This is a genomic window from Cupriavidus sp. FW305-3-2-15-C-LB2, assembly GCF_058787575.1.
This window is the reverse complement of record NZ_JBYSZW010000014.1, coordinates 80,631-93,038: the sequence shown is the minus strand read 5'-3', so window position 1 is coordinate 93,038 and position 12,408 is coordinate 80,631. Positions and strand designations below refer to the sequence as shown.

At 61.3% G+C, this 12,408-nt stretch carries 9 protein-coding genes; 2 read left to right on the top strand and 7 right to left on the bottom strand.

Annotated elements, in window-relative coordinates; translation table 11 throughout:
- Positions 1-48 precede the first annotated feature (48 nt).
- From AC3WRR_RS13110 to AC3WRR_RS13100, 3 genes are all read right to left on the bottom strand, one after another.
- Positions 49-1,149 (bottom strand): porin, encoded by a 1,101-nt coding sequence (locus AC3WRR_RS13110; protein WP_058697652.1) that lies wholly within the window; start codon positions 1,147-1,149, stop codon positions 49-51.
- A 180-nt stretch (positions 1,150-1,329) separates the two neighbouring features.
- Positions 1,330-2,748, bottom strand: a complete 1,419-nt coding sequence (locus AC3WRR_RS13105) for an MFS transporter (RefSeq protein ID WP_233528069.1) — start codon at positions 2,746-2,748, stop codon at positions 1,330-1,332.
- A gap of 279 nt (positions 2,749-3,027) precedes the next feature.
- Complete coding sequence (locus AC3WRR_RS13100; protein WP_058697654.1) at positions 3,028-3,951, bottom strand: dihydrodipicolinate synthase family protein; 924 nt, start codon at positions 3,949-3,951, stop codon at positions 3,028-3,030.
- A gap of 190 nt (positions 3,952-4,141) precedes the next feature.
- Here AC3WRR_RS13100 and AC3WRR_RS13095 point away from each other — a divergent pair, with 190 nt between their 5' ends.
- Both AC3WRR_RS13095 and panP read left to right on the top strand, forming a co-directional pair.
- On the top strand, positions 4,142-5,071 hold the full coding sequence (locus AC3WRR_RS13095; protein ID WP_058697655.1) for a LysR family transcriptional regulator: 930 nt from the start codon (positions 4,142-4,144) through the stop codon (positions 5,069-5,071).
- A gap of 50 nt (positions 5,072-5,121) precedes the next feature.
- Positions 5,122-6,771, top strand: coding sequence for a pyridoxal-dependent aspartate 1-decarboxylase PanP (panP, locus tag AC3WRR_RS13090; RefSeq protein ID WP_058697656.1), 1,650 nt, complete (start codon positions 5,122-5,124; stop codon positions 6,769-6,771).
- A 302-nt stretch (positions 6,772-7,073) separates the two neighbouring features.
- Here the strand turns inward: panP and AC3WRR_RS13085 are convergent, their stop codons facing one another.
- Genes AC3WRR_RS13085 through AC3WRR_RS13070 form a run of 4 tightly spaced genes read right to left on the bottom strand, consistent with a single transcriptional unit; the run spans position 7,074 to position 12,184 of the window.
- A complete protein-coding gene (locus AC3WRR_RS13085; RefSeq protein WP_058697657.1) occupies positions 7,074-7,487 on the bottom strand; it encodes a hypothetical protein in 414 nt (137 codons plus the stop codon).
- Positions 7,484-9,361, bottom strand: a complete 1,878-nt coding sequence (locus tag AC3WRR_RS13080; protein WP_143010704.1) for a site-specific integrase — start codon at positions 9,359-9,361, stop codon at positions 7,484-7,486. The genes AC3WRR_RS13085 and AC3WRR_RS13080 overlap by 4 nt, the downstream gene beginning before the upstream one ends.
- Complete coding sequence (locus AC3WRR_RS13075; protein WP_058697659.1) at positions 9,358-11,034, bottom strand: hypothetical protein; 1,677 nt, start codon at positions 11,032-11,034, stop codon at positions 9,358-9,360. The genes AC3WRR_RS13080 and AC3WRR_RS13075 overlap by 4 nt, the downstream gene beginning before the upstream one ends.
- The gene (locus tag AC3WRR_RS13070) at positions 11,021-12,184 is read right to left on the bottom strand and encodes a tyrosine-type recombinase/integrase (protein ID WP_058697660.1); all 1,164 of its coding nucleotides are present in this window, start codon (positions 12,182-12,184) and stop codon (positions 11,021-11,023) included. Before AC3WRR_RS13070 ends, AC3WRR_RS13075 begins: the two co-directional genes overlap by 14 nt.
- Positions 12,185-12,408 lie beyond the last annotated feature (224 nt).

Here is a 12,408-nt window from a genome sequence, read left to right as displayed (position 1 = left end):
GCTTTCGCCTGAGCTCTTGCTCTTGCCATAAACAGGTATGGCGCCGACTCAGAAGACATGCTTTATGCCAATCATCGCACCAAACTGGTTGCCGCCCGGTGCCGGCGCGCTGGTTCCGACGGCGCTGCCACTGCTGACCGACATGGCCAGTTGGCCCCGGTTATCAATGAAGCCAGTCGTAAGATAGGCGGAGGTCCGCTTGGAGAAGGCGTAGGCACCGCGCAGGGCCGCGAGCCATGCCTTGTTGGCACTATGGTTGAATCCCAGATAGTAGATCTGCCCCGCGAGATTGAAGGCGGGCGTGATGTCGTAGGCCAGGCCCGCATAGTACAACTGGCTATGGGACGTGGTGCTGCCCTCATTGTTCCGGAAGGTGCCACCGATGCCAAGCTTCGTCCTGGACAGGACCATGTAGCCACCAAAGTGCAGGCGATCGTCCTTGAGGCCGCTGTTCACCAGCCCTGCTGCAGCACCGGCGCCTCCGCGCAAGGAATCGTATGCAGTTGCCAGGCCCCACCAGCTTGCGTCATACCGCAGCATCACTGACCATTCACGGCAGGCCTTGCTGTCGGCGGGATTCTCTCCGGCGCAGTTGGTTCCCGCGGGGTTCTGGCCAGCATTGACTGTGTCGCGCCCGAGGCTGTATGTCGCGCCGACAGTCAATCCGCCGAATGTACCCTTGTAGGCGATGGCATTATCGGCGCGGGCATTGGGTCGATAACTATCCAACGAGTTGGCGCCGTAGATGTTGGGCCCCAGTACGTCAGAGTCCAGCGTTGACCAGAAGGTCATCGTCCACTGACGGCCGAAGGAGAGTTGTCCCCACTGATTGCTCAGCCCCACAAAGGCCTGGCGACCGAACAAGCGTCCCCCCTGATTTGACGATCCGGAGTCCGGGGCAAAGCCGGATTCCAGGACGAAGACGGATTTCAGGCCTCCCCCAAGGTCTTCAGTCCCGCGCATCCCCCAGCGCGAAGGCACGGTGGCAGTCAGGTTCGGCATCCGCACGACACTGTCTTTGCTGGCACCAATATTGTTCACATACTCGACCCCGGTGTCGCCGAGGCCGTAAAGCGTCACTGATTGTGCCGAAGCGAACATCGGTGCGGCGCAAAGAAGGCCCGCGTACCATTTCCCGCAACTCCTCATGGGTGTCTCCTTGTTATGGCGAGTCGTTACAAACTTGTGAAGGCAGGCGAGCGGTCTCCCCCCAGCACCGTGCGCTCGATACGTTTCGAGTGCACGGCTGCAAGGGATACTGGGTCCGATGATCGCCGTGAAGCGTCTGACGGCAGCGGTCTGCGCTGCTGCGTTTGGCAGGTCAGCCAGTCAGGGTGAAATCTCTTCCAGCGGGCGGTTGGTGGTTTCGGTCATTCGGCTGGCCGCGACAAGGCCGACCACGCAGGCGCCCGCAAACATCAGGAAGACGGTGGCAATACCCTGTCCCGTCAGTACCATGCCGACAACGGTCGGTGCGGTGGCGGAGGCAGCTCGTAGCCATGACGTCGCCAGGCCGGTTCCGATCGCACGGATACGCGTGGGATAGATTTCCGGCGTGTACAGGTACAGCAGCACCGTCGCCGAACCCATCACGGCATAAGCTGAGGATGCAAGCAGCATGACCGACCAGGGGCTGGCGGCGCCGAACGCTCCGAGGACGGCGAGCAGTATGCCGCTGACCACGAAACACCCCATGGCCCAGCGACGACGACCCACGCGGTCCACCGAGAGTGCGCAGACAAGAACGGCACAGGTGCTGAGCACGTTGGAGAGCGAGGCCATGTGCAGCGACTCCTGCAATGGCAGGTGATAGACCGTCTTGTACAGACTCGGCAACCAGTTGTTGATGCCATTTGCAACGAAATAGGAACTCGCCCATAGCAGCCATACCACCACCGTACGGCCACGATAGAACGGCGAGAACAGCTCCTTCCAGTTGCCCTTTTTCTGCGAATGGAGGCCCCCGTACAGTTCCGAGATGCGCCGGTCCATCTCTGCGGCGTTGTGCTGCGGATCGAGGTTTCGCTTGGGGGTGCTGGCCTCGATTTCGCCGATCACGCGCTCTGCGTCGTCGAACCGGCCTTTGGCGATCAGCCATCGTGGTGATTCCGGCAGCCGCATGATCAGCAGTGCCACGACCAAGCCGGGTATCCCGCCAACCAGGAACATGTACTCCCAGCCAAAGCGAGGAACCAAGAAGGCACCTACCTGGGCCGCCAGCATTAGGCCAACAGGGAAGATCAGTTCATAGAGCAGGAAAAAGCGGCCGCGGCCATGGGCTTGCGACAGTTCATTGATATAGGTTGCCGCAACCGGTACCTCGCCGCCGACACCAATGCCCTGGATGAAGCGGCACAGGAACAGCATGTGAAAGTTGCCGGCAAAGGCGCACGCCACACTCATGACCGACATCAGGGCCACGGTTACGGTGGCACTCGGCACCCGGCCCAGGCGCTCGGCAAGCCACCCGAAGCATAGTGCGCCGATGACCTGCCCAAGGTACCCGGCAGCGATCAGGACGCCGATCTCGCCCGGCGATAAGTGCCAAAGCCCAACCAGGACCGGCATGACAAACGCCAAGGACAGTGCGTCGAATGCATCGAACAGGGTAGCACTGCCCATAACAATGCGGGCTTTGGTGTGCCACCTGCTAAAGGGAACATTCTCGATGCGAAAGAGAAGTTGCGCTGCCCGCTGCTGCGGATCAAATGGCGCACTGCTTGCCGCATCGTTCCTGCCGCTGTACATGGGTGCGACCGTAGTGGTGTCCATGCTGTCTCCAAGTTGACTGGCTCATGGTGTGCGAGCACCGGCCATCATTATTTTTGCGTCATCCGCTTCTGCCGTCGCCACGGTCTTTCGCACCCCAAGAGCCACTGGAAGTCCGCGACAGGGGGCAGCCCAGAAGCTCAGGTCAGCGTGAAGCCTCGTATTCCTCCCGTTGTGCATGCCTGCTGGCTACAGCAAAATGGGAAAAACACTGACGCGGCTAGCAGGCGCAGCCGGATGGCTGCGCCTGGCCACCGTTCAGCCTACGATGCCGGCGGCGCGCATCGCGTTTGCGATTTCAATGTCAGCACCCGGGGCGAGCGGCAGCAGCGGAGAACGCACGGTGGCGTGTTCCAGGATGCCGCGGGCAACCAGCGCATGCTTCAGCGCCACAGTGCCTTCCATGTGCGAGCCGCGGTGGTAGACGTTCTTCGTGACAGGCAGCAGGCGATCGTGGATGGCGCGGGCGGCCTTGTAGTCCCGTGCCTTGCCGGCCTTGATTAGCTCGACCAGAAGTTCCGGCGCGATGTTGCCGTAGCCCACCAGCAGACCGTCCACGTCAAACATGGTGTGCAGCAGATACTCGTCGTGACAGCTCAGAATCTGCAGATCAGGGCGCTCGCGACGAATCACGGGGATCTCGGTGTCCCAGCGGCGCATGTTGCGCACGCCGTTCTTCATCGCGAATACGCCGGGCTGCGCCGCGATGTCAAGCTGGGTCTCCAGGTCGTAGGTGCACTTGGTTGCATCGGGGTACTGGAACAGGATCAGCGGCAGCCCACTGGTCTCAAACACCTGGCGGTACTTGTCCTGAGGTGCGCCCTTCTGGTAGCCGAAGCGCAGCCAGCCGTGCGAGGGGTAGAGCAGGCCGGCGGACGCGCCCGCCTGGACCGCGCGCTTGGCTTCCTCGGCGGCCACCTCGGTGCCTTCCAACGTGATGCCGGCGATGATGGGAATGGCGCCATTGACTGCCTCGACGAAGGTTTCGATGACCTTCATCTGCTCCGCCTGCGTCAGAAAGGTGCCTTCGCCAGCGTGGCCGAGCACGGTCAGGCTCTTCACGCCATCGATGCTGCCGAGCCAGGCGCCCAGCTTCTTGCAGGCGGCGTAGTCCACCGCGCCGTCGCGGGTGAAGGGCGTAACCGGGGCAGGATTGAGGCCGCGGAGGTCGATATCTTTCATGTCACTTCCTGTATGAGTATGGGGTTCACCGGGTGCCGGATGCTTTGCCCGGAGAGCCTGCCGCTGCTAGTGTCTCCATAACGGCGGCGGGCATGTGAGGCAGTCTAGGAGTCGCCATGGCATACCGGAAGTGCCATGCTGGATATTTCAGATATACTGATTCCGTATAGCATGGAAGCCAAGGCAAGCGATGAACTACTCCGCATGGAAACTGTTCCTGGCGGCTGCCGACCTGGGCAGTCTGAGCAAGGTGGCTCAGTCCTATGGCACGAGTCAGCCCCACATCAGCCGCCAACTCAATGAACTTGAGCAGGAGTGCGGGGGGCGTCTATTCCAGCGCACGGGTCGCGGGGTGGTGCTTACCGAATTCGGAGAGCGCGTGGCGCCCAAGGTCCGGGCGTGGGTGGCAGGCACGGACCAACTGGTCAACGACATCCACTCGACCTCAGGCAAGCCTATCGGCACAGTTCGCATCGGAATCCTGCCTTCCATGGCGCATCCACTGGTCAGCACGCTTTATTACCGCTTGAAGGAGCGCTACCCCCTGGTGCAACTCAGTGTTCGCGAGGGGCAAGGCGCGCAACTGGAGAACTGGCTGGAAGCTGGACACGTCGATCTGGCTATTCTGTTCCGCCATAGTCCGATGCCAAAGCACGGCGACGTGTACTTAGTCGAAACTGTGACCTACCTTGTGGGCGCCGAGGGAGACCGCGTGACCGCCAACCCCACCGTACAGTTTTCCGCGCTGCACAACCTTCCCCTGGTAATGTTCTGCCGACCCAATAGCTGGCGCGACCGATTGGATCAATTGGCACTGGAGCATGGTGTTGCGCTGAATGTCGCAGTGGAGGCCGATTCGCTAAGCCTGCAGACCCATATCGTCGCCGACGGGGGCATGTACGCGCTGCTGGGGCCGTATGCGATTTCCAACGCCGGCCGGGATTGCCGCTTGCAGGCATCGAAGATCATCAATCCGCAGATCACCCGCCATATTGCGTTGGCCATGTCGCGCCATGGTGAACTCACGCTAGCGTGCCGCACCGTCATGCAGCTTGTCCGTGAGATTGCGCAATTCGGGGGACCGGAGTCGACCGGACGTGGCCTCGAGGTCTCAACTTGAGAGGTCCTGCGACACCTGGATCTGGTACCGATCAACATTGGGTAATGCAAATGAAGCCGGACATCTCTCGCGAAGGGACCTCACAAAGCACGGACGGGGGCGACGACTGCCCCTTGCGCTGGTTCGACGCGGATCGGGGTGCATTCGAATCGCTCGAGCGATGGATCGCCGAGCATCCGGCGGATTTCTTTGCGGGTGAGCATTTTGATCCGGTTGGCGCGTGCGCTACACGCGAGGCTGTATTCGCGTCGGTTGAGCTGCCCGAGACGCCGACATCGCCGCAAGCGCATGCCGATCATCTGCTCAACGACGTGTTTCGGCACGTGATGCCCGTGGCATCGCCCACGTTCGTCGGACACATGACGTCGTCGCTGCCGTCGTTCATGCCCTCGCTGGCCAAGGTGGTGGCAGCGCTGAACCAGAACGTCGTGAAGCTCGAGACGTCCGGCGCGCTGACTGGGCTTGAGCGCAAGGTCATCGGCATGCTGCACAAGCTGGTGTTTGCCCAGGACACCGCGTTCTATGCGAGATGGTTGCACGATGCCGACCACGCGCTCGGCGCGATCTGCTCCGGCGGCACGGTTGCCAACCTCACCGCGCTATGGGCGAGCCGCAACAACTTGCTGGGCGCGCGTGATGGCTTCGCCGGCATCCATCGCGCCGGACTGGTGGCTGCGCTGCGCCATTACGGCCATGACGGGCTTGCGGTCGTCGTCTCAGAGCGCGGGCACTACTCGTTGCGAAAGGCAGCCGATGTCCTTGGCATCGGGCGCGACAATCTCGTGCCGGTCGGGGTCGATGCAGACGGTCGCATGCGCATCGACCTGCTGCGCGATACCATGCGTGACCTGCAGCAGCGCAACATCCGGCCGATGGCGATCGTCGGCATAGCGGGGACGACCGAGACGGGCGCGGTCGATCCGCTCGACGCGATCGCGGATGTTGCTCAGGAGGCCGGCTGCCATTTCCACGTGGATGCCGCATGGGGCGGCGCAACACTGCTGTCGGAGCGCGAGCGCTGGCGCTTCGCGGGCATCGAGCGTGCCGATTCCGTCGTCATCGATGCGCACAAGCAGTTCTACGTGCCGATGGGCGCCGGCATGGTGCTGTTCCGGCACGCGGCGTGGACGCAGGACATCATCCAGCATGCGAACTACATCGTGCGCAAGGGCTCGGTGGACCTGGGGCGCCATACGCTCGAAGGATCGCGCGGCGCGGCGGCGATCATGCTCTATGCGAACTTTCATCTGCTCGGTCGCAAGGGGTTGGCGCAGTTGATCGAACGTAGCATCGATAACGCCCGCTACTTTGCATCCCTGATAGTGCAGCAGCCGGATTTCGAGCTCGACAGCCACCCGCAGCTTTGCATCCTGACCTATCGCCATGTGCCCGAGACCGTGCGTGCCGCGCTGGCAACCGCTTCGGCCGGCAGGCGCGAGAAGATGCTGGACGCGCTGGATGCGCTGACCATCAGCATTCAGGAAATGCAGCGCGATGCCGGCCGCTCATTCGTATCGCGCACGCAGTTGACGTCGACACAGTGGAGTGGCCGCCCGATTGCCGTTTTCCGCGTGGTGCTGGCCAACCCGGATACGACGCATGCCATCCTGCAGGACATCCTCGACGAACAGCGCGCGCTGGCGGCGGCCAGCCCATGCATGGCGCCGCTGATGGCACTGGCGGTGGCGCCGGACGCGTGAGGCATTTGCAGTTGGCGAGCGCCAGTCGTCGACCGTCTCTCACTGACACCTACGGCCGAGGGTACAGCGGAGCCTACAATTCAGCTTGTGCTGATAGACGGCTCTCTCTGCGGCCGCATCGCGATCGGCAGCGGACGCTCGGTATGAAAAATCGAACGGCTCTTCATGGCCGGAAAGCGACTTCCGCCAACGGCACAAACGGCGATGTCTGTGAATTGGTATCCGGACCAACAATTATCGGAGTCTGTTCCGCGCTTGGTATGGTTTCGTAGCGGCATGATCAGCCTGCGAAGCCGTGGGCGTCAGTTTTGACGTCGCTTGACCATCGGCACCACGTCGGAATCGCCCAGCCGCGACCGTAGCATGGCATTCTCAGCGAGCAATACCTCGTTGATCGATGCCAGCCGACTCACATCCGAGCGGAGGTTTGCAATCTCCTGCCGAAGCTCACGAGTTTTGTCACGTGCCGCCTTTAGCTCCAGTTGCTTTGCGTTGCGCTGAGCGCGACTGTCGCGACCTTGGGCTAGTCGAATGGCTTCAGCGATCTTGGGGTAGTGGTTGTGGATGAGCGGACCGGTCACCCCAGCCTCTTCGGCAACTGCGCTGATGGTAAGCTTCTTCGCCTTGGTGTGGCGAGCACGACCTTGCTGGATTCGAAACATCGCCAGGCGTAGATCCTTCTCGCGCTGATCTGCTGGCTTGCGTTGTTTGCTCATGGCGCGGCAGACTCCGAATTGTCCCCCTGACTCAGGGTCACCAACACATCGCGACAACGCTGCATGTCTCGGCGGACCAGATTTCGTCCGCCTTCGCCGATGTCATCACAGGCTAGCACCTCCTGCAGATGATCATGGAGGCCCCGATAGAGCGGAGCGTACTCTGGCCCGATGACCGCGTTATTGCAGCCGCTGCAACGCGTGCGCTCTAGATCATTGCCGACACACCGGTTATCGTCGGCTGTGCACCACGCATGCCCGTTGCTGCGGATGGACGTACTTTCCGCCAACGACCGAACCATCTGGCGGTGGTCTTTGAAAATGGTCACGGCCTGGCCGCCCCGCCAGGACACGATATTTCGACCGTATCCACCGGCTAGGGCGGTGCCGGGTCGCAGCCAGCCTTCCACGACTTCATTCTTGATGTCGTCGAGTTCAGTCTGGATCTCGGCGTAGAGGGCAATCTCCTGTGACTCGTTGAGAGCGTAGCCTAGCGTCATGTCCATCGACCAATGCTTGAAGTGTGATCGTAAGTACCGCAGGTCTCCGAACTGACTCCGGGCGGCATAGCTTGCGAACTTCCGGCGAAAGTGATGGCTGGCCAAGTCCCAATCCAAGCCGCAATTCTGCGCAAACGATTTCAACGCCTTGTTCCACGCCCCTAGTGACATCGTGCGCACCTGGTTGCCTCTGTTCGGCGTCATGGCCACGAAGACGGCGTTCATATGCAGTTGCGCCTCGGCAAGCTCAGGGTCCAGGGGGTTCTGCGAACGAAGAGCTTCGATCTCGGCCTCGATCACGGCCCGATAGGGAGCAGACCACCGCTCCATCACCTTCAGCGCAGTCACAACCGCCTCAGGAACCATCCACTCTGCGCGGCCTTCGCCTGTCTTGGTGGATTGCGAACGCATCCAGTTGTAAGTCCGGGGCTCACCCTTGTCGTCTGCGGCCGCCTCCGTGGCGTAGCAGGCTCCCCTTTGGACAAAGCCGAGTTCATGGTTGCGGCACCCGGAAAGGCTCGCCACGACGATGTAGCAGGCGGTGCGCAGTTCGATCACCGCCTTGTTGAACTCCCACATGTCCGCCCAGCCCCGACTTCGGACGAAAATACCCTCGGCCGGTGTCTTCCCGCCGGCCGCCTGCCGCAGGATCAAGATCTCATCGCGGACATCAAGAAGATCATCGGCTGCTTCAACCAATGACCAGGCGCGCTGAAAGAGAGTGGTGAACACATCGTCCGGCATAAGCGGGGTCTTGCCTCCCCGAAACCCCGTTCCTTGACCGGTCAGACCGGCCAAGTGGGTGGCCGACGTGCCGGCCCAAGGATGGTCAGGCATTACATCCCTCGTGTACTGACTCAACTCATGGAGCGCCTCGACAGCGCCGTATAGCTGTCCAAGCGAGGAGGCTTTCAGCAGTTCTCCCGCTCTGGCGGAACCTTGCCGCTGGCGATGCTGTCTGCAGAAGTCAACGAACAGCGAGCACGCGAAGGGCGTGACATCGGCCAGCCTAGTGATGTTCAATCGCACCAAGTGCTGCAGGAATGACTTGGCGTCCACAAGGAGCTTCGTCACGGCGCGAGGCGACGGCCTTTTCTTTCCCTCGCGTCCGCGGCGCATGTAGTGCCACAAGATCGCCTTCATCGTGGCCCGCCAGCCCGCGGGTATGGCGTTGAAGTCTACGTACTGTTCCGACGCTCCCTTGTTCGTAGGCTGCCCGACGAGCCGCCACTTTGGGTCGCCGTACCGGCTGAGGATGACCACCTTGCCGTTGATCGTGCAAGTCGAGATGATGGTGGCGGCGAGGTTGTCCTGATCAAGGATTGGCTGGCCGACAGGCTCCTGGTCCAGCGCTCTTCTGGCTAGGGACATCACGCCAGTGAATTCAATTCGTTGATGATTGTGGGGCTGGCCCAGAGGGGGTGAGGATCGTGTCGTGCCCGTTCTCGGGCGGCATTCACCTGCTCAGGCTTGAACAACTTGCGGCGAAGGCCGGCTTGGATGACGTCGCGGTCGATCAGACGAGGGATGTGGGCAAGGTGGTGGTCCCAGCGGCGCTTATCCACGCGCGGGCGCTCGCGCAAGATCCGAAAGTAAAACGAGAACAACCGCCATAGGTCATCGCCGGTGACGACGTAGTTGCGGCAGCGAAGACAGTTCAGAAAGCTTTGGCAAAGGTCGCCGTTTCGTTTTGGGGCATACTCGCCGGCGGTGGTGTCCGAGCACCGGCCAACCGGCGTTCGTTCAGTGGCACCGAGGGTGTTTGTCAAAAGCTCCTCGACCAGCACCAGGCCCATGAAGCGCCAGTTTTTGCGGGCATCTTCGCTAGGTCGCAGGTAGTTGCGCATGGTGACGACGAGTGAGTTCCCAGCCGCGGTCGCGGTGGCGACGACATCGCCGTCCAGAATCTCGTACACGCGGTTGACGAAGGTCTTGCGCAGCCGGCTGACGTTGATCCGCATCGGCTCGCCGTCATCGCCCCGGAGGTCGTACGTCCTGACCAGCTTTTTGATTGCCTCTTCGAGGGTGCCGTGCGTCAGTGCGCTGACGCGACTTTCACTGTCCCTACTTCGTCGATACAGCCATACTCGATCACGAATGTCTTCCGGCGCCTCACGGCGCAGGCCAGCCGTCAGCGCAAGAACGCGGCGAATCAACCCAGCTACCGTGGAGCGCAGTGTCGGCGTAGATTCCACAACACGCATCACGGAATTGGATGCGCGCAGCGCCACCTTGGTGGAGGAGTAACCTCGGCGCTTGAACACGACCAGAAACTCTATTCCTTCCTTTGGATGCGCGCGCAGGCAGTTCATCGGCATCTCTAGCAATGGCGTGGTGTTCCGACCCGTGTGCAAGGCTACGACCAGCAGGGCATAGGCTGCTAGTGTTGCCGTGGGTTCTGCGTCCTCTCCAAACAGTGGCTGCACCGCCGTCCTCACGGCAAGCGTGAAGGCCTTCTTCTCGGTGGCAGATAGCGGGCGCTCCCCTTTGCCTCCGCGTGTCGAGCCGGGGAAGGGGTTGCTGGGGAACGTGGCTTCACTGCCGCGTTCGATCACGTGGACCAGTCCTCGCCGTCCCAAGGCCTGCAAGACGGACTTGGTATAGCTGTACGCCGTTCGCTGCGAGTCCGTGGCGATGCCTTGGTCTCGGAGAAAGAGCAGGTAGCTATCTATGGTGTCGCGGGTGATGTCGGTCAGGCGCATCGGTCGGCCGTTTGCGGTGCCGAGCATGGTTAGGTGCGTCAAAAATCTCGCGAGGCCTAGTTTGCAGTAGCCCACGACAGTCGTCACCTGGACGTCTGAGTCCTGCTTGCCGAGGAAGCGCTCAACCTGCCGCTGACAGGCATAGGTGATCGGGTCAATGCCGACGCCGTACCAAGGGGCGAACTCGAATGTCCGGAGCCTGGTGGTGTTCCGTCCGAATCTCACTTCAGTGCAGCTCGGAGGCATTGCTGCCGCGGTGATGACGATCCTCCCCTCAGCATCGCGCTCATGCTCTATCTGAGGAATTGTCAGATCCGTCTTGAAGAAGGTCTTACGCTTGCCCATTCAGCGCATCCGCCAGGTCATTGAGTTCGTCGTCGTACGCCAGCACAGCCTCGTCAGCCAATTCATTGACCAGATGCAGGTACACCATCGTGGTCTGCACTGAGGCGTGGCCCAACTGCTGCTTCAGAAACACCAGGGGTTCGATTCGGCTTCGGTCGCGGACCCGCTGGAGCGAGACGAGGGTGTGAGTCGCGTACGTATGGCGCAGAAGGTGAGCCCACACGCGAACGCCGGCCTTCCTGCCGATCTCCTTGATAATACGATTCAGACTTTTTCCATCGTCCGTAAACCGCTCGCCGAACTGATTGAGGAACAGCGCCTTTTGCGGCGCCCCGCTTAGCGAGGAGCGCAGGCCGCGCTCATGGATTGCGTAGTGGTTCAGGTCCTTCATCAGCCGCCGGCCGATGTAGATTGAGCGCGGCTTGTTGCCTTTGGTCTGCATCCCTTGGCCATCCTCAGGATCAAGGTGGACACGGATGTTGCGCTCTGGCCGTCCGGCAAGGTCTGGATCGAAGACATAGGCGCGCGGGAAGGAGGCCAGTTCCTCCCGGCGCAGGCCAGAGCCCACGGCAAGCCTAATAATCATGCGATGATGAGGGTTAGCGGCTGCAGTCAATAGGGCATGGACTTGTGTGAGGGTGAGATATTGAGGCAGGTCCTTGCGAGCCCTCGGCATCACATCGCGCACGGCTTTCGTTCCGCCACTTCCATCGGCATGCGCGAGAAAGCCCCCCGTACGCATCGTTCGTCGCGTCTCATAGCCAAAAGGAAGCTGCTTGATCCAGCCCCTCTGCTGTGCGAAGGAATAGAACTCGCACACGTATAAGAGACGGTTCCGTACAGTATTGCGTTGGAGACCCGCAGTTTTGAAGCAGTAGTCTCGATAGGCGGCGAGCAGCGTTTTTTTCTCTCCGCGATCTACGTCGTCCCAACGCAGGTCGTGCGCCTGAAGGAAGCTGAAGTAGTCGTAAAGAGAACGCCCTGTCGGTTCCCAAGAATTACGCGAGCCGATAGCACCGCGGAGCAGGTAGTGGCGCAGGAATTCGTTGGCTTCCGCGCAGCTCTCCATGCTGTCCCATAGGAGGATTGGGAAGCCGGGGTAGGGCCGCCCGCCCATAACAAGATCCTCAGTCGATGCGACAAGACGCATCAGAGCTGCTTGGCCTTCAACACTGCTACGGCGCGCTTGAAGTCGAGCCGCATCAGGTGCATTACCAGATCGACCGCACCTCCACCGCCTCGGTTCGCACGTGTATCTAGGAACCGGGGTCCCGTGCACAGGATTTCGTAGTCCACGCCGTCCACGTTCGCGTGCCAGCGAGTTGTGCCATGGCTCTGCCGTGGTCTAAATTGCCCATCCTGCTTGGCGTATTC